We start from the raw sequence: 16,860 nt of genomic DNA, 5'->3' as shown, positions 1-16,860 counted from the left end.
AGCCTGCTCGCGATGAGGCCGGCACATCCAGCATCTATGTTGGTTGACACACCGCTTCTCGCGAGCAGGCTCGCTCCCACCGTGGCTGTGGTTAGCCTCCCATCAGTGCCGTGACGACCACCCCCACATTAGTTTCCAGCTCCGCCACCGGGTCGGCGCCATCGGTGCTCAGTACCAGCAACTGACTGCCGCCCTCGGTAATGGCCGCTTTCACAGCTTCCGACGGCTGGCGATGATGCAGCACCAGCGCCACGTCATTGTCTTTCAACGTTGTGGTCAATTGCTTCAAGGCCTCGGGCGTCCACTCGGCGTCGGGCCGGGCGTCAGTACTGATGCCATCCAGATTCAACCCGCTGATCAAGTAACCAAAATGCTCACTCAGGCTGACTACGCTCAGGTTATCGGCACTGGCGAGACGTTTTTCGCTGTCGGCGCTGAGCTTGAGCAGGCGTTGCTTGAGGGCCGCCAGGTTGGCGTCGATTTTCGCTTTGTCGTTTGGGGCCAGGCGCACCAGGTCGGCGGCGATCACGTCGGCCATCCGCCCCAGGTTGGGGCTGGCCATCCATGGCTGGCTCGCCAAACCATCAGCCATCCCCGGTTGCACGGCGATACCGGGCAGGGCGCCGTCCACCGGGCGGGCCGCGTCGACTTCGACGATGCGGATGTTGCTGCGTCGGGCCATGGGGTACAGCGGATCGTCCGGCCATAACGAGCGCAGGCCGATCACGGCATCGGCATCGCTGGCCAGTTTGCCCAGGGCCGGCGCGCCACGGCCGCTGAAATAGGCATTCTGGCGGGTGCCAGGCAGATTGGCGGGCGCGGCCCGCTCCAGGCTGACCTCGGTGCCCTTGAGCAAGGCCTCGCCCAACCCGTAGGTGACCGGCAACGACGCCAGCAGACGGACCTTTTCGGCGGCGAATGATGAAGTGACGGCCACGCCGCACAACGCGACGGCCAGGGTCAGTTGTCGCAATGAAAAAACCATTTATCCAAGATTCCCTTTGAGGCTGGGGACGACGCCACGGGCGATGGCGCTCAGGGCGAAGGCGATGCCGGCCACCAGAATGATCGCGGCACCGGACGGGATCGGCAGGTCGAAGACGATCGGCGCGAGAATCCCGCACAACGTGCTGACGGTGGCGATCAGTACCGAACACCAGAAGAAGCCTTTCAACGATTGGCTGAGCAGGCGCGCGGCAGCCGCCGGGATTACCAGCAGCGCTCCCACCAGAATGGCGCCAATGACTTTCACCGCCGCCACGGTAATCAATGTCACCAAGATCACGAACAGGTAGTCCAGGGCCTTGACCGCCACCCCGCGCACCGCCGCCAGTTGCGGATTGAAGCTGGCGAGCATGATGCGGTTGTACAGTGGCAACGCCAGCGCCATCACCAGTGAACCGACCACCGCCAGCACCAGCAGGTCGTTGCCGTTGACCGTCAGCACGGAACCGAACAGCACGTTCTCCAAGATGTGTACGTTGATCTTGCCCGCCAGGATCAACAGCAGGCTTGCACCCAGGGCCAGGGACACCGAAAGGAAGACGCCAATCAGGGTGTCCGGTGACAGGCCGGTTCGGTTGCGCAGGTAATTGAGCAGGATGCCGAACAGCAGGCAATAGCCGAACAGGCTTCCGTACGGCCCGGTGTAGGGTTCGCCGAGCAGGATGCCGACGGCCACGCCAGTCAGCGCCGCATGGCCCACGGCTTCGGAAAAAAACGCGAAGCGCTTGACCACCACCAGCGTACCGAGGCCGCCAAGCACCGGGCCGATCAACAACCCGGCCAACAATGCGTTGACCACAAACCCATAGGCCAGCGCTTCGGGCAGATAGCCGGACGAGGCCCAGCCCTGGACCATCAAGCGAAAGGCTTCGTAACTCATCAGGCCGCGCTCCCGTTAGTGCGTGGATGGGTGGAAAACAGCGTGAGCAGTCGCTCCGGGGTCAAGGTTTGGCGTGGCGGGCCGTCGAACAGTACCCGGCGATTGAGGCCCGTGACCCGGTCGGCCAGCCGCCCGACGGCTTCCAGGTCATGCTCGATCCACAGCACGGTGATCCCGGCCTGGCGCCAGTCCTGCAGCAACCGCTCGAACACCTGGATGCCGGCCTCGTCGAGGGCTGACATCGGTTCGTCCAGCACCAGCAGTTGCGGCGAAGGGATCAAGCCCTGGGCGAGCAATACCCGCTGGCGCTCACCGCCGGACAGCGCGCCCATCCGGCGCTTGCGCTTATCCTGCATGCCGACCCGCTCCAGGGCCTGGCCGATGGCACCGGTGTAATGCTTGCTCAAGCCGAGAAAGGCCGGGCGCCGTTGACACATCGCGGCCATGAAATCGTCCACCGTCATGGGCAGGCCACGATCGAACTCAAGGGCCTGGGGCACATAGCCGATGACGCCGGGCTCACCTGGCCACTGCAAGCTCAGGCGCCCCTTGTGCGGCATTTGTCCGAGCAGGGTCTTGATCAGGGAACTCTTGCCGCCGCCGTTGGGGCCGACCAGGGCATGGACGCTGCCAGGTTGTATCTGCAAGCCCACGTTGTCGAGAATCGTGGTGCGCCCCAGCTCGAGGCTGATGTCGATGAACTCGATCAGCGGGCCGGCCTTTGGCTGGATAAGGGTTTGCTGCACGGTCATGCGCCGGACTCCTGGATCGCCCGGACCACGGTGTCGAGGTTGCCGGTCATCTCCTTTTCGTATTTCCCGGCGCTGTATTCACCGTAGGAAATGTGCGAAAGCGGGTACAGCTTTACGCCTGATTCACGTTGGATGGTGTCGACGTAGGTGGAGGGAAAATCCATCTCCGAAAAGATCACTTTCACATCCAGTTCGCGCAACTGATCGATGGTCTTTTTCAACTGGCTGGGGCTCGGCTCGATACCGTGGGCCGGCTCGACCACGGCGGTCACTTCCAGGCCGAACTCGCGCAGCAGGTAATCGTAGGCGGCATGTACAGTCGCGACCCGCAACTCGGCGTTCGGCGCCTGGGTCAGCTTGGCCAGGGCGTCCGCACGCATCTGCCGCAGGCGCTTGCCGTAGGCGCGAGCGTTTTGCGTGTAGGTCTTGGCGTTATCGGGGTCGAGCTTGCCCAGCTCCCGGGCGATGTTGTTGACCTGGGCAATGGACGCGCTGATGGACAGGAACGTATGCGGGTTGACGACTTTGCCCGCGCCCCTGGCGGCAGTGCCGGTGGCGGCGAGCAAGGGCACGTTTTCGTTGGCTTCGATGACCTTCACGTCTGGTGTTTCGCTGGCGGCGATCATGCGGTCGGCAAAATCGTCATGGCCGACGCCGTTGAGCACGATCACATCCAGACCGCTGATGCGCTTGATGTCTTCGGCCCTGGGTTCATAGGCGTGGGGATTGAATCCGGCCGGGATCAACGGCACCACTTCGGCCTTGTCACCGACGATGTTCGCCACGTAACTGTAGTAAGGGTGCAAGGTGATGCCGATGCGCAGGCGCTTGGACGTTTCGGCGCTGGCCATCGGGGCGAGCAGGCAGGCCAGCAGGCCAAGCAACAGCAGGCGCAGGAACGGGCGGCGTGGAGAGGCGATAGACATGGGCAAGCGGTCTTCTCTTGGATGAGGGCGAGGGGTCAATGCCGGTGCTGGCGGGTCACGCCGGCATCGAATTGCGCGACGATCTGTTGCCAGCCGGATGCGGACAAAGCAGCGTCTTCCAACACGGCAGGGGCGGTCGCAGGATTGCTGCGGTTGAGCCAGATGTCCGGGGGCGCGTCGGATGTTTCGCTGATGCGCATCAGAAAGGAGCCTGCGATTGACGGGGTAGCACTCGCGCCAAAGTAGGCTTTTTCACCCAGCAGTTGCCAGGCGTGGCCGCCGCGGGTGACAGAACTGGCATCTTGGGCGAACGGGGCAAAACCTTCGTCCGCCAACGCTTGCGGGCCGGGAAGGGCTAGCTCGCTTTCCCGCAGAATGCGGATCTCGTCCAGCGTGACCCGCAGGTCGGCATAGATGCCTTGCTCGGCGGCGCTGAGGTCGCGACGGGCATCCAACTGGTTGCTTTGCACGTGAGTGACGTCCTGGGTTTCGCCATGCCAGGCCACCACCGACCCGGCTCCCAATACGATGATCAGGCACAGCAGCAAGACATAAAGGGTTTCGTGGCCCGCGCCAGCGGGGCGAACGACGTGGAGGGTAGGTGTGCTCATGGGGCCTCGATGTCGGCTTGGTCGATTTCCACGACGTGCCCGGGGCCGGCGTCGAAGAGTACGTAGAACTCGGCGTCCGGTTTCTTGAAGGTCAGCGTTGAGTCGGCGCCGAGCTTGCCGGGAACGAGGATGGTTTCGTCATAGCCAATCACGTCCAGCGTCACTCCGGGTGCACCGCTGCCGTCGGAAAAACCGCCGGTGCATTGGATCTGCTCGGCGTCGATGGCCTTGCACTCGCACATCGGGTTATGGGCCAGTGCGCTGGTGCTCAAGCTTGCGCAAAGGAGCAATGCCATGCTGTTGAGGAAGGCGCGGAGGGTCATGGTCGGGCTCCTTGGGTTTTCAGCCAGGCAACGGTGGCCGGGGAGGCCTGGTTCAGTGGAATCGAGGCCTGGTGCATCGAACCGTCCCAACCCTCGAGGGTTATCCACAGTTCGGCATCGGGCTGGGTCTTCGGCGGGACTGGCAACAACGCGCCCATGCGATAGGGCGAGCCAAAGAAAATCACCCCGGCGGCCCGCAGGCTGCGGGGCTTGCCAATGCGCAGATAGGTGGCTTTCACCTGGCTGATGCAGCGTTGGCACAGCGCGGCATTGAAGTGCTTCATGGGGCCGGCGGGACCCTGGGTACGAGGGGCTTCGTTGCGAAATTCCGCCAGGCGCAAGCTCCACGGCCCGACCCGGATCTCGCCGACTTCCCGCTCGCCGAGCCCGCCGTCGCCACGGAACAACGCAGCTTCCGAGAAATACTTGGGCATGAAGCCCAGGGGAATCAGCAGCAACAGCACATTGAGATGGAAACGCCATTTATGCCAGAACCGGCCCAGGCGAGAGGGTGGCAGGGTTGTGGTGGACGGATTCACAGGCTGCCCTCCGGCGAGTCACGGTGGAGGGAGGGTTGCAATGGGGGGGCGATCCGGGCGGGCCGGGCAGGTTTCTGGCTGCGCTTGACGGCGTTGGCAGTGGCCAGGGCGGTGCGTTTGGTCCAGATCAGCAACCCACTGAGGACCATCATGCTCAGGATCAGACCGAAGAAAAACCAGATGAGCTTGATCCAGAGGCCGCCGAAGTCCCCGGTGTGCAATGGCCGCATGGATTCGGTGACGAACTCCAGGGGCGTGCGGTCCGCCAACAATCGCGTGGCGTCCACCTCGCCGCTGTAGGGATTGATGGTCGCGGTCTGGAACATCAATGGATACCAGCCGCGCCCGCCGATTTCGACGTGGCTGTAGGCATTGCCGGGTAGGCTGACAAAACTCGCGTCCAACCCCGGGATTTGCTGCCGGGCGATCTCGATGGCTCGGTCCAGGTTCAATCGCGGTGGAGCAATACCATCGGCTGACAGTGGAACGCTTTCACGAGCCACGACCGGGACGACCGGCGCGCTGGAGATGGAGATGCCGTTGTCGGCCAGTGTGGCTTCGATCAGGAACCAGGTGCCGGTCACGGAAATGACCGCGATGAACCAGATCGACCAGATACCGCTGAGCCGATGGAAATCGCCCCAGAAAATCCGCGCGCCGTGGCGGATGCGCAAGGTCGGGCGCAGGAAACCTTTCCAGAAGCGTTTGTAGACGACAAGCCCGGTAACCAGTGATGCCAGCATCGGCAGGCCGAGGAGAGACACCAGGTACCAGCCCCAGCTGTAGCCGTTGGTGAACGGCACCAGCCACCATCCATGCAGGGCGCGGGTAAAAGCCCTGAAATTGAACGCCGGGGCCGATCCCTGGATGACGCCGCTGTAGGGATTGACGTAGACGGTGTCCGGGCGGCCGTCGGGGTAGGTGACTTTGGCTTCAAGGGCAAAATGAGACTCATCCGGACGCACGATACTTTGCACTTGTGTCAGCGGCTGGGCTTGCTTGATGGCGGCCATGACCTGGTCATAGCTGAGCAACGGGGCGTCATCGCTGGGCTTGCTGGCGCGCATCTCAGGATTGACCAGCCAGACGATCTCCTGGCTGACCACCGCCAGAGTGCCGGTGACGCAGACGATCAGGACAAAAAACCAGATGGGCAACGCCAACCAGCTATGAACGAGAAACCAGAGTTTGGAGCGGGACTTCTTCGACATGATTGAACGTCTTGATTCGATGGAAGGTTCCGTGTCGCGGGCTTCGCAACGGCCTGAACCCTGGAAAAGCAGGCCGTGGCTTTTGCCGACGCGGCCTGCTGCATCTAATTAAGACGAACGAGACACTCAAATCCTGAAGAGTAAGTTGAAAGAAAATGTTTCGCGTTAGCGATAAGCGTGGTTTGGTGTTTGGGTGGCGAGCCATCAAGCTCCCGGACGATCACACATAACCGATGCAGCCGTTCAGTCGGTCGCGCAGAGCGATCAGTTGATTGATGCGCTCATCCAGATTCCGGCTCCACGGCGCCGGAATTTCTGGTGGCTGGTTCACAAGCATCGGGCCAAAGCGGTGACGTTCGGCTCATTTCAGGTACTGCGCATTATCGAGCGCAGCCTGGACGGCGCTCTGCATTGCCCCTGGGTCAGCCAAGCGCAACGAGAGATACGAGAGGGCGATACCCACTATCGAAACCGTTGATTTTTGCCGTTCCATGCTGGCGGGTAGCCTTTGTTCATCGCCCCACTACAGAACATTGGACGCCCGCCATGAACCGTATCCTTGCTGTCTTGCTACTGTTGGCCGTCACCGTATTGAGCGGTTGCGCCTCGTCGTCTCCGGAGCTGCGTCCTTACACAGCTGAGGAAACTCGTGAGCTGGCGCTCGAAGCGCTGAATCGCCGAGGCCTTTCTTTTGAGGAATATCACGCGAAGAAAGCCGAATTGCTGGGACCGTCGCAGAAAAATACCGGTTTCGACGAGCGTGGCGAAATGAATGCCGAACGGACCGTTCAACTGCCTGGCCGACCAAGCTGAAGGACTGTACCGCTCGAAGTTTTGCCTAACTGTCCATGGGCGCGTGCCGGGACGTGGGGTAGGGTCATCATTTGACTGCCCCAACGGATTGATTTGCCATGACGCTCTCGCTTGACCTGCTGCTGGGCTTCGCCCTGTTTGCCCTGGTGACCTCGATCACACCAGGCCCCAACAACACCATGTTGCTGGCCTCGGGTGTCAATTTCGGTTTCAGCCGTACGATCCCTCACATGCTGGGCATCACCTGCGGCTTTTTTTCCCTGGTGCTGGCGGTGGGCCTTGGCCTGGGCGCGGTGTTCCAGACTTATCCATTGCTGTACACCGTGCTGCGCTACATAGGCGCGGCGTATCTCATGTACCTGGCATGGAAAATCGCCCATTCCGGCCCGGTCTCGGACAGCTCAACGGGCAACAACAAGCCGATCGGTTACTGGGGCGCGGCGGCGTTCCAATGGGTCAACCCCAAGGCCTGGATCATGGCCATCGGTGCAATCAGCACCTATACACCGCTGCAAGGCTACTTTTTCAATGTGGTAGTGATCGCGGCGGTGTTTGCCTTGATCAATCTGCCAAGCGTCAGCCTTTGGGTCGTTTGTGGCAGCCTGTTGCGAAACCTGTTGCGTGATCGTCGATGGTTGCGCCTGTTCAACTGGGGCATGGCGCTGCTGTTGGTCGCGTCGCTGTATCCGTTGTTGCTCGAAAGCATGAGTGAGGGCTGAGCTTCGGCGCGATGCCTGCTAAGCTCGCTGTTCCAGGAGCGTTCCTACGCACTTATAAATGAAGTCCGACTTCTTTAAAGGTCTTGATCAGGTAATGCTTGTCTCGAATCCAACGAGGGCACCCTGGTCTTGGAACCGGCTCTGCGAGTTTCCTTATGAATAAGCGTCCTTTGTATTTCGATTACGCCGCCACCACGCCGGTGGATGAGCGGGTTATCCAGGTCATGATCCAATGCCTGGGCTTCGACGGTAACTTTGGCAACCCAGCCTCCAGCTCCCATGCGTTCGGCCAGGAGGCACGACAAACCGTGGAGCAGGCACGCCAGCAGGTGGCCCGGTTGGTTGGCGCTCGAGCCGATCAAATCATCTGGACCTCCGGTGCCACCGAATCCAATAACCTGGCCTTGAAGGGCGTGGCGCAGGCGCGCGGTGCCGGTGGTGGGCATGTCATTACCAGCCTGATCGAACACAAGGCAGTTCTCGATACGGTCAGGCAACTAGAGGAAAGTGGCGTCGAGGTGACTTGGCTGGCGCCAGACGCCGATGGCCTGATCACTGCACGCGCGGTTCGCGAGGCCCTGCGCGAAGACACGTTCCTCGTGTCGCTGATGCTGGTGAACAATGAGTTGGGGACCGTCAACGACGCCGTTGCCATCGGTGAGATCGTTCGCGAGCACGGCGCGCTGTTCCACATGGACGCCGCCCAAGGGGCGGGAAAGGTGGGCATCGACCTGGCCCGGTGGCCGGTGGACCTGATGTCCTTTTCCGCGCATAAGATCTACGGACCCAAGGGTATCGGCGCGCTATACGTTGGCGACCGTGCGAGGCCTCGGGTATCGGCACAGATTCATGGCGGAGGCCACGAAGGTGGTTTACGCTCCGGCACCCTGGCGACCCATCAGATTGCAGCCATGGGCGCTGCGTTCGAGCTGGCGGCGCAGTCGTTCGACCAGGAGCTTGCCCAGATCGCCCGGTTGCGCAATCGTTTGCTCGAGCCGCTATTGGCATTACCCGGTGTATGTATCAATGGCAGTGCGAGCTGCCGTATTCCCCACACGTTGAGCCTGACGTTCAATGAAGGTGAATTCAACTCGGCGACATTGGGTGCGTCGATTGCATTTTCGGCTACTTCGGCCTGCAATTCAGCGCAGAACAGCCCATCCCATGTCCTGCTGGCCCTGGGGCATGATGCACGTGCGGCCGGGCGGACTATCCGCTTGAGCCTGGGGCGTTTCACTAGCGAACAGGATATTGATGAGGCGGTGCGGGTTATCAAGGAAGCCTGCGCTGCTGCGCCGGCGTTTTGGGCGACGACCCCTTGAACCGACCGACCTTTTGCAACGAACAATAAAATCGATTAGCAGGAGTAATAATGAGTACCGAGCCTTTGACCCCAGGAGAGGTGCCCCAGCGCCTGGCCCGAATTCGCCAGTTGATGAGCGAGGAGGGCGTTCATGCGCTGCTGGTCCCGTCGGCCGATCCGCATCTGTCCGAATATCTGCCAGGCTATTGGCAAGGGCGTCAGTGGTTGTCCGGTTTCCATGGATCGGTCGGCACCTTGATCGTGACGGGGGAATTCGCCGGGGTCTGGGCCGACAGTCGATACTGGGAACAGGCCACGAAGGAACTGGAGGGCAGTGGGATCGAGTTGGTCAAGCTCATGCCAGGTCAGCCCGGCCCATTGGACTGGCTGGGTGAACAAACACCCGAGGGTGGTGTTGTGGCGGTCGACGGTGCAGTCATGGCCGTTGCGTCGGCCCGCACGCTGAGCAGTAAGCTTGAATCGCGCGGCGCGCGGTTGCGTACCGACGTCGACCTGCTGCATAAGATCTGGACCGATCGTCCAGCCCTTCCGGATCAGCCCGTCTACGCCCACCTGCCACCCCAAGCCACGGTGAGTCGTGTAGAGAAGCTTGCCAAACTGCGCGAATCCCTCAAGGAACGCGGTGCCGATTGGCATTTCATTGCGACCCTGGATGACATTGCCTGGCTGTTCAATTTGCGTGGCGCGGATGTGTCGTTCAACCCGGTGTTTGTCTCCTTCGCGTTGATTGGCCAACAACAGGCGACGTTGTTCGTAGCCTTGGACAAAGTCGGTGCGCCATTGCGTGCCACTCTTGAACAGGATGGCGTGACGCTGCGCGATTACAGCGAAGCCGCGGCCGCGCTGCGTGAAGTGCCAAGCGGTGCGAGCCTGCAGATCGATCCGGCGCGGGTCACGGTCGGCTTGCTGGATAACCTGGACAGTGGCGTCAAGCTGGTCGAAGGTCTCAACCCCACGACCCTGGCCAAATCCCGCAAAACCTCGGCGGATGCCGAGCATATCCGCCAGGCAATGGAACAGGACGGTGCGGCGCTCTGCGAATTCTTCGCCTGGCTGGAAAGCGCCTGGGGCCGCGAGCGCATCACCGAGCTGACTATCGATGAACATCTGACCGCGGCACGCAAACGCCGGCCGGATTTCGTCTCCCTGAGCTTCAATACCATCGCGGCCTTCAATGCCAATGGCGCAATGCCCCACTACCACGCCACGGAAGAAGCGCACGCCGTTATCGAAGGCGATGGCCTGTTGTTGATCGATTCGGGTGGCCAGTATCTCGGCGGTACCACGGACATCACACGCATGGTACCGGTCGGAACGCCAACGCCGGAGCAGAAGCGTGATTGCACCCGAGTCCTCAAAGGTGTGATCGCGTTATCGCGGGCCAAATTTCCCCGGGGCATCCTATCGCCTTTGCTCGATGCCATCGCCCGCGCGCCAATCTGGGCCGAGCAGGTGGATTACGGCCATGGCACTGGCCATGGCGTCGGTTATTTCCTGAACGTGCACGAGGGGCCACAAGTCATTGCCTATCAAGCCGCTGCCTCGCCACAAACCGCGATGCAGCCGGGTATGATCACGTCCATCGAACCGGGCACTTATCGCCCGGGTCGCTGGGGTGTGCGCATCGAGAACCTGGTCCTCAACCGCGAGGCAGGCAGTAGCGAGTTCGGTGAGTTCCTGTCCTTCGAAACCCTGACGCTGTGCCCGATCGATACCCGTTGCCTTGAGCCAGCGTTGCTGACCCAGGATGAAAGGGACTGGTTCAACGCCTACCACGCCGAGGTTCAGCGTCGGTTAAGCCCATTGCTGCAAGGCGATGCGCTGCAATGGCTGAACATCCGGACAGCGGCGATCTGATGCAAAAAGGTCAGGCTAGGGCTTCACGGACGAAGTCCAGCCGATCCTGGCCGAAGAACAGCTCGTTGCCTACAAACATGCTCGGCGCGCCAAACACGCCTCTGCGGATCGCTTCTTCGGTGGAGTTTTTGAGCTGGTCCTTGACCTGTTGATCAGAGGTCAAGGCCAGTACATACCCAGGATCAAAACCGCCGTCTTCCAGAACCGCCGCAACTGTCGCTGGATCGTTGAGATTTCGGGCGTCAATCCAAAGCGCGCGGAACAGGCAATCGATAAAGGTCTCGAATCGGTCTGGGTGGCGCAATTGCATCCCGGTTACGGCGCGCATCAACAGCAACGTGTTGATTGGGAAATAGGGGTTGAGCTTGAACTCAACGCCATAACGGGTAGCAAAGCGATTCAGATCCTTGAACAGATAAGGCCCTTTGGCCGGTACGGTAACAGGCGATGCGTTGCCGGTTGCCTTGAAGACACCCCCCAGCAACATCGGGCGGTAGATCAGCTCACTATCCGCTTGTGCGCAAAGCGCAGGTAACTGCGTGTAGGCCAAGTAGGTGGTGGGGCTGCCGAGATCGAAGAAAAACTCTACGGATTTGCTCATGGGCTGCTCTTTTTTTGTTATGAGGTGGAGGCTTACCAGCGTTCGCTCCAGGGGCGCAGATCCAGCTCGAATGTCCAGGCATCGCGGGGCTGGGTATGCAAGTACCAGTAATTTTCGGCAATGTGTTCCGGATCGAGAATGCCGTCTTCGTCCTTGGTGGCATATTTTTCCGGGAAGTTGTCGCGAATGAAGGCCGTGTCGATGGCGCCGTCCACTATTATGTGAGCGACATGGACGTTCATCGGGCCCAGTTCGCGCGCCATGCTTTGCGCCAAAGCTCGCACGCCATGCTTGGCCCCGGCAAACGCGGCGAACCCTGACGCTCCGCGCAATCCGGCCGTGGCTCCGGTAAACAGGATTGTCCCGCGCTGGCGCTTGACCATGCGCTTGGCCACTTCCCGAGCATTGAGAAAGCCGGAGAAGCAAGCCATTTCCCAGATCTTGAAATACTTGCGCGCCGTCTCTTCCAGAATGCTGCAGGGCACATTGGCGCCAACGTTGAATATGAAAGCTTCGATCGGCCCGATCTGTACTTCAATTTGCTCGATCAGCCCGATGACTTCATTTTCGTTGCGCGCATCGCAGGCGAAACCGTGAGCATCACCTCCCTCGTCCCGAATGCTGTTAACTAACGGCTCAAGCTTGTCGGCACTTCGACGCGTGACGCAGGCAACGAAACCCTCCCGGGCGAAACGCCTGGCTATTGCCCCGCCGGTGGCATCGCCAGCACCCACAACCAGTACGACCTTCTTGTTATTCATAGTTCGTCCCATTGCTAAACGATCGTTAACTAAACGGACGTTATGTTAAGATCCGGCCAACGTCAAGGTGTGCATTCAGAGGCAGGACGATGCGTTATTCAGCCAACCACAAGATGGAAACTCGCGAAAAACTGCTCGCCAGCAGCGCTATCTCCGCTAAGAAGTCCGGATTTGCAACGGTGGGCGTTGATGGCCTGATGAAGGCGATCGGGTTGAGCGGCGGCGCGTTCTATAGCCATTTCTCATCCAAGGATGAGCTTTTCAGGGCGATTGTCGAACGAGAGCTGGCCCACAGCCTGGACCGCTTGAGTGGCGATGGGATCATGGACTCAACGAAACTGGAGCGTTGTCTCAAGCAGTACTTGAGCATGAGCCATGTGGAGCAACCGGAGGTGGGGTGTGCCTTGCCCGTGTTGGGGGCAGAGATCGCGCGCTCGGATATTCAGGTACGGGAGGCGGCACAGACTTGGATCTGCCGGTTGCATGAAGGCTGGGCGCGGATAATGGGAAGTGACAGCCTGGCATGGGCGGTCCTGTCACAATGTGTCGGGGCATTGGTGGTGGCACGCATGTTGGCATCGCCTGAGATTCAGCGCGATGTCCTCAAATCCAGCCGTGAGGAAATCAGTCGTCGAATCGCCGAGCGACCCTTTGACTGATCCGCTGATTATTTGCAGATGACGATCATGCTGCGGCTGGTATACCCGGCGGGGTTGAGCCCGAAGGGATAGTCACCCGGTTCCTCGACGGCATCACCGGATTTGGCGATCACCTTGTAGTTCTTGGGGGCGCATGAATTGGCCGCCGTGGCGGCGCATTGATCCCAGGATGAAGTCAGACCGGAGCAATTGATGTGAAGGCCCTTTTTACCGCGTTTCATTTCGGTTTTCGATGTCGCCGCGCAGCCCGCAACTGCCAGCACGGCGATCAAGATCAAGATTCGTTTCATTCCCGTCCTTATGCCGTCGTGGATCTTGTGTCTACGTACGGCTGTGTTCGCTTTCGCTTGAAGCGTTCATGACGTCCTGTATAAAAAAATCCATGCCTGGCATTAGGTTACGGGGCTAAACATGGCCTAAATGTGCGGTAAATACCAGAGCTATATAAAAACTGCTCAATCTGCTGCGATGGCGGGCTTTGCGGTATCTCCCATCGTCAGTGTCGCGCCGACTGATGCAAGGACGATGCAGGTGATGGCGGCCCACTGCGCCAGCGACAGGTATTCCTGAAGGAAGATAAATCCTGACAAGGCGCCGATCGCGGGCTCGACGCTCATTAGCGTCCCGAACGTGCGGGCTGGAATCCGGGTCAGGGAAATCATCTCCAGGGTATAAGGCAGGGCTGTGGACAGGATGGCGACCCCGATGGCGACCGGAATCAGACTCGGCGTCAGCAGCGCGGCACCGGCGTGCACAATACCAATAGGGGCGACAAACAGAGCCGCTATCATGACTCCCAATGCTGCGGTCTGAACGCCATTGTCCGCGCCGGCCTTCTGGCCAAACAGAATGTATAGCGCCCAACACACGCCTGCGCCCAGGGCGTAACCGGCACCTACCAAGTCGATGCCGGTGTCGGCTGCCCCGGTAGGTATCAATAGCAGCAATCCGATCACTGCCAAGGCGATCCAAAGGAAATCGATCGCCCGACGCGAGGCGTAGATTGCAACCGCCAGCGGGCCGGTGAATTCCAGTGCCACGGCAATGCCCAGCGGAACGCTACGAAGAGACATATAGAAGAGGAAGTTCATGCCGCCGAGCGCCATCCCGTAGACCATCACCGTGCGCAGGGATTGAGCGGTGAGCTTGGCGCGCCAAGGGCGTAGCAATAACAACATGATGATGCTGGCGAAGATAAGGCGCAGGGTCGTGGTTCCTTGCGCGCCCACTACCGGGAACATGCTTTTGGCAAGAGCCGCGCCAGACTGGATCGAGGCCATCGCGATTATTAGCAAGGCAACCGGGAATAAAGAAGAAACCAGGTTGCGATTGGCTGGAGTCATTACGGGGTGTCATCCAATAAAAGGGCAAGAGAAACGGGTTTGAGCAATATAGTGCGCATTTCAAGCGGCGCAGTCTATATATCAGGCGGGTTTGGACCCGTTCAGCCGGAAAGATAAAGAAAGGAAAAAATAACGGTTGACGGCAAATTCTGGATGTCTATAATTCGCCCCACTTCCGGCGCAGTCGAAACGGAAAACTCCTTGAGTTTCAATGAGTTAACCAAGTTTCGGTAAGTGCTTCGCTTCAGTTCATCGAGGCGCGGAAGGAGTGGGTAGGCCGGTTTGTTGGGCGCTATCGACGGTTCGATCTTCTCGGTCGAAAGCGGTAAAAAAGAGGTGTTGACAGCAGCGAGTAACGCTGTAGAATTCGCCTCCCGCTAACGAGAGATCGGAAGCGCAAGTGGTTGAAGTTGTTAAGGATTTCCAAGCGAAACTTTGAAAACTTCTTAAAATAACCGCTTGACAGATACACGGGGCGCTGTAGAATGCGCGCCTCGGTTGAGACGAAAGGCTCAACCCACCGCTCTTTAACAAATGAATCAAGCAATTCGTGTGGGTGCTTGTGGAGTCAGACTGCTAGTCAACAGATTATCAGCATCACAAGTTACTCCGCGAGAAATCAAAGATGTAACCAACGATTGCTGAGCCAAGTTTAGGGTTTCTCAAAACCCAAAGATGTTTGAACTGAAGAGTTTGATCATGGCTCAGATTGAACGCTGGCGGCAGGCCTAACACATGCAAGTCGAGCGGCAGCACGGGTACTTGTACCTGGTGGCGAGCGGCGGACGGGTGAGTAATGCCTAGGAATCTGCCTGGTAGTGGGGGATAACGCTCGGAAACGGACGCTAATACCGCATACGTCCTACGGGAGAAAGCAGGGGACCTTCGGGCCTTGCGCTATCAGATGAGCCTAGGTCGGATTAGCTAGTTGGTGAGGTAATGGCTCACCAAGGCGACGATCCGTAACTGGTCTGAGAGGATGATCAGTCACACTGGAACTGAGACACGGTCCAGACTCCTACGGGAGGCAGCAGTGGGGAATATTGGACAATGGGCGAAAGCCTGATCCAGCCATGCCGCGTGTGTGAAGAAGGTCTTCGGATTGTAAAGCACTTTAAGTTGGGAGGAAGGGCATTAACCTAATACGTTAGTGTTTTGACGTTACCGACAGAATAAGCACCGGCTAACTCTGTGCCAGCAGCCGCGGTAATACAGAGGGTGCAAGCGTTAATCGGAATTACTGGGCGTAAAGCGCGCGTAGGTGGTTCGTTAAGTTGGATGTGAAATCCCCGGGCTCAACCTGGGAACTGCATTCAAAACTGTCGAGCTAGAGTATGGTAGAGGGTGGTGGAATTTCCTGTGTAGCGGTGAAATGCGTAGATATAGGAAGGAACACCAGTGGCGAAGGCGACCACCTGGACTGATACTGACACTGAGGTGCGAAAGCGTGGGGAGCAAACAGGATTAGATACCCTGGTAGTCCACGCCGTAAACGATGTCAACTAGCCGTTGGGAGCCTTGAGCTCTTAGTGGCGCAGCTAACGCATTAAGTTGACCGCCTGGGGAGTACGGCCGCAAGGTTAAAACTCAAATGAATTGACGGGGGCCCGCACAAGCGGTGGAGCATGTGGTTTAATTCGAAGCAACGCGAAGAACCTTACCAGGCCTTGACATCCAATGAACTTTCCAGAGATGGATTGGTGCCTTCGGGAGCATTGAGACAGGTGCTGCATGGCTGTCGTCAGCTCGTGTCGTGAGATGTTGGGTTAAGTCCCGTAACGAGCGCAACCCTTGTCCTTAGTTACCAGCACGTTATGGTGGGCACTCTAAGGAGACTGCCGGTGACAAACCGGAGGAAGGTGGGGATGACGTCAAGTCATCATGGCCCTTACGGCCTGGGCTACACACGTGCTACAATGGTCGGTACAGAGGGTTGCCAAGCCGCGAGGTGGAGCTAATCCCACAAAACCGATCGTAGTCCGGATCGCAGTCTGCAACTCGACTGCGTGAAGTCGGAATCGCTAGTAATCGCGAATCAGAATGTCGCGGTGAATACGTTCCCGGGCCTTGTACACACCGCCCGTCACACCATGGGAGTGGGTTGCACCAGAAGTAGCTAGTCTAACCTTCGGGGGGACGGTTACCACGGTGTGATTCATGACTGGGGTGAAGTCGTAACAAGGTAGCCGTAGGGGAACCTGCGGCTGGATCACCTCCTTAATCGACGACAGCAGCGGCTCCATGAGCTCCCACACGAATTGCTTGATTCATTGAAGAAGACGATTGGGTCTGTAGCTCAGTTGGTTAGAGCGCACCCCTGATAAGGGTGAGGTCGGCAGTTCGAATCTGCCCAGACCCACCAATTTCATGGTGTACCCTGTAGCGATACGGGGCCATAGCTCAGCTGGGAGAGCGCCTGCCTTGCACGCAGGAGGTCAGCGGTTCGATCCCGCTTGGCTCCACCATTACAGATTGGTTCCAACGTTTAAAGCTTAGAAATGAGCATTCCATCCGCGGGATGATGAATGTTGATTTC

The 16,860-nt window shown here is 59.2% G+C and carries 17 protein-coding genes, 2 tRNA genes, 1 rRNA gene and 1 pseudogene; 8 read left to right on the top strand and 13 right to left on the bottom strand.

Features of this window, described 5'->3' with window-relative positions; translation table 11 throughout:
* Positions 1–91: 91 nt before the first annotated feature.
* The 9 genes and pseudogenes from J3P81_RS16925 to J3P81_RS16885 all read right to left on the bottom strand — a co-directional run.
* Positions 92–985 carry a metal ABC transporter substrate-binding protein gene (locus J3P81_RS16925; RefSeq protein WP_434559918.1) on the bottom strand — a complete coding sequence of 298 codons (894 nt, stop codon included), beginning with the start codon at positions 983–985 and terminating at the stop codon, positions 92–94.
* Positions 986–1,885 (bottom strand): metal ABC transporter permease, encoded by a 900-nt coding sequence (locus J3P81_RS16920; protein WP_420767253.1) that lies wholly within the window; start codon positions 1,883–1,885, stop codon positions 986–988. It lies immediately after the preceding gene.
* Positions 1,885–2,637 carry a metal ABC transporter ATP-binding protein gene (locus J3P81_RS16915; RefSeq protein WP_434559916.1) on the bottom strand — a complete coding sequence of 251 codons (753 nt, stop codon included), beginning with the start codon at positions 2,635–2,637 and terminating at the stop codon, positions 1,885–1,887. The genes J3P81_RS16920 and J3P81_RS16915 overlap by 1 nt, the downstream gene beginning before the upstream one ends.
* Positions 2,634–3,563 (bottom strand): metal ABC transporter substrate-binding protein, encoded by a 930-nt coding sequence (locus J3P81_RS16910; RefSeq protein WP_420767255.1) that lies wholly within the window; start codon positions 3,561–3,563, stop codon positions 2,634–2,636. Before J3P81_RS16910 ends, J3P81_RS16915 begins: the two co-directional genes overlap by 4 nt.
* 35 nt (positions 3,564–3,598) lie before the next feature.
* Positions 3,599–4,174: a DUF6162 family protein gene (locus J3P81_RS16905; RefSeq protein WP_434559914.1), complete on the bottom strand. Its 576-nt coding sequence runs from the start codon at positions 4,172–4,174 to the stop codon at positions 3,599–3,601.
* Positions 4,171–4,497 (bottom strand): hypothetical protein, encoded by a 327-nt coding sequence (locus J3P81_RS16900; protein WP_420767257.1) that lies wholly within the window; start codon positions 4,495–4,497, stop codon positions 4,171–4,173. The genes J3P81_RS16905 and J3P81_RS16900 overlap by 4 nt, the downstream gene beginning before the upstream one ends.
* Positions 4,494–5,036 carry a thiamine pyrophosphate-binding protein gene (locus tag J3P81_RS16895; protein WP_434559912.1) on the bottom strand — a complete coding sequence of 181 codons (543 nt, stop codon included), beginning with the start codon at positions 5,034–5,036 and terminating at the stop codon, positions 4,494–4,496. The genes J3P81_RS16900 and J3P81_RS16895 overlap by 4 nt, the downstream gene beginning before the upstream one ends.
* Positions 5,033–6,247 carry a PepSY-associated TM helix domain-containing protein gene (locus J3P81_RS16890; RefSeq protein ID WP_420767259.1) on the bottom strand — a complete coding sequence of 405 codons (1,215 nt, stop codon included), beginning with the start codon at positions 6,245–6,247 and terminating at the stop codon, positions 5,033–5,035. Before J3P81_RS16890 ends, J3P81_RS16895 begins: the two co-directional genes overlap by 4 nt.
* 229 nt (positions 6,248–6,476) lie before the next feature.
* Positions 6,477–6,560: pseudogene (locus J3P81_RS16885) on the bottom strand (redox-sensitive transcriptional activator SoxR); the annotation flags it as partial.
* 233 nt (positions 6,561–6,793) lie between these two features.
* Between J3P81_RS16885 and J3P81_RS16880 the strand changes: the two are divergent.
* The 4 genes from J3P81_RS16880 to J3P81_RS16865 all read left to right on the top strand — a co-directional run bounded on the left by J3P81_RS16880 (position 6,794) and on the right by J3P81_RS16865 (position 10,960).
* Entirely contained in the window at positions 6,794–7,060 is a 267-nt protein-coding gene (locus J3P81_RS16880; RefSeq protein ID WP_420767260.1) for a hypothetical protein, read from the top strand.
* A 98-nt stretch (positions 7,061–7,158) separates the two neighbouring features.
* Positions 7,159–7,779 carry a LysE family translocator gene (locus J3P81_RS16875; RefSeq protein WP_420767261.1) on the top strand — a complete coding sequence of 207 codons (621 nt, stop codon included), beginning with the start codon at positions 7,159–7,161 and terminating at the stop codon, positions 7,777–7,779.
* Positions 7,780–7,934: 155 nt separating this feature from the next.
* The gene (locus tag J3P81_RS16870; RefSeq protein WP_420767262.1) at positions 7,935–9,101 is read left to right on the top strand and encodes a cysteine desulfurase family protein; all 1,167 of its coding nucleotides are present in this window, start codon (positions 7,935–7,937) and stop codon (positions 9,099–9,101) included.
* A 50-nt stretch (positions 9,102–9,151) separates the two neighbouring features.
* Positions 9,152–10,960 carry an aminopeptidase P family protein gene (locus J3P81_RS16865; RefSeq protein WP_434559910.1) on the top strand — a complete coding sequence of 603 codons (1,809 nt, stop codon included), beginning with the start codon at positions 9,152–9,154 and terminating at the stop codon, positions 10,958–10,960.
* Positions 10,961–10,970: 10 nt separating this feature from the next.
* Here J3P81_RS16865 and J3P81_RS16860 read toward each other — a convergent pair whose 3' ends face one another.
* Together J3P81_RS16860 and J3P81_RS16855 are read right to left on the bottom strand one after the other, a co-directional pair.
* On the bottom strand, positions 10,971–11,561 hold the full coding sequence (locus J3P81_RS16860) for a 2-hydroxychromene-2-carboxylate isomerase (protein ID WP_420767264.1): 591 nt from the start codon (positions 11,559–11,561) through the stop codon (positions 10,971–10,973).
* 32 nt (positions 11,562–11,593) lie between these two features.
* Positions 11,594–12,322 carry an SDR family oxidoreductase gene (locus J3P81_RS16855; RefSeq protein WP_434559908.1) on the bottom strand — a complete coding sequence of 243 codons (729 nt, stop codon included), beginning with the start codon at positions 12,320–12,322 and terminating at the stop codon, positions 11,594–11,596.
* Between the two features lie 89 nt (positions 12,323–12,411).
* Between J3P81_RS16855 and J3P81_RS16850 the strand changes: the two genes are divergently transcribed.
* On the top strand, positions 12,412–12,981 hold the full coding sequence (locus tag J3P81_RS16850) for a TetR/AcrR family transcriptional regulator (RefSeq protein WP_420767266.1): 570 nt from the start codon (positions 12,412–12,414) through the stop codon (positions 12,979–12,981).
* 8 nt (positions 12,982–12,989) lie between these two features.
* On the opposite strand, the gene J3P81_RS16845 is transcribed toward J3P81_RS16850, so the two are convergent.
* Both J3P81_RS16845 and rhtA read right to left on the bottom strand, forming a co-directional pair.
* A complete protein-coding gene (locus tag J3P81_RS16845) occupies positions 12,990–13,271 on the bottom strand; it encodes a hypothetical protein (RefSeq protein ID WP_420767267.1) in 282 nt (93 codons plus the stop codon).
* A 165-nt stretch (positions 13,272–13,436) separates the two neighbouring features.
* Entirely contained in the window at positions 13,437–14,324 is an 888-nt protein-coding gene (gene rhtA / locus J3P81_RS16840) for a threonine/homoserine exporter RhtA (RefSeq protein ID WP_420767268.1), read from the bottom strand.
* A gap of 681 nt (positions 14,325–15,005) precedes the next feature.
* Between rhtA and J3P81_RS16835 the strand changes: the two genes are divergently transcribed.
* The 3 genes from J3P81_RS16835 (at position 15,006) to J3P81_RS16825 (ending at position 16,789) form a co-directional block, all read left to right on the top strand.
* Positions 15,006–16,544 (top strand): 16S ribosomal RNA (locus J3P81_RS16835).
* 65 nt (positions 16,545–16,609) lie between these two features.
* A tRNA-Ile gene (locus J3P81_RS16830) sits at positions 16,610–16,686 on the top strand.
* 27 nt (positions 16,687–16,713) lie between these two features.
* Positions 16,714–16,789: transfer RNA gene (locus J3P81_RS16825), tRNA-Ala, on the top strand.
* Positions 16,790–16,860: the final 71 nt, after the last annotated feature.

Origin of the sequence: Pseudomonas sp. R1-6, assembly GCF_051132115.1 — a bacterium.
Taxonomy (GTDB): Bacteria; Pseudomonadota; Gammaproteobacteria; order Pseudomonadales; family Pseudomonadaceae; genus Aquipseudomonas.
The sequence above is the reverse complement of the archived record's forward strand: the minus strand, read 5'-3'. Positions and strand labels throughout refer to the sequence as shown.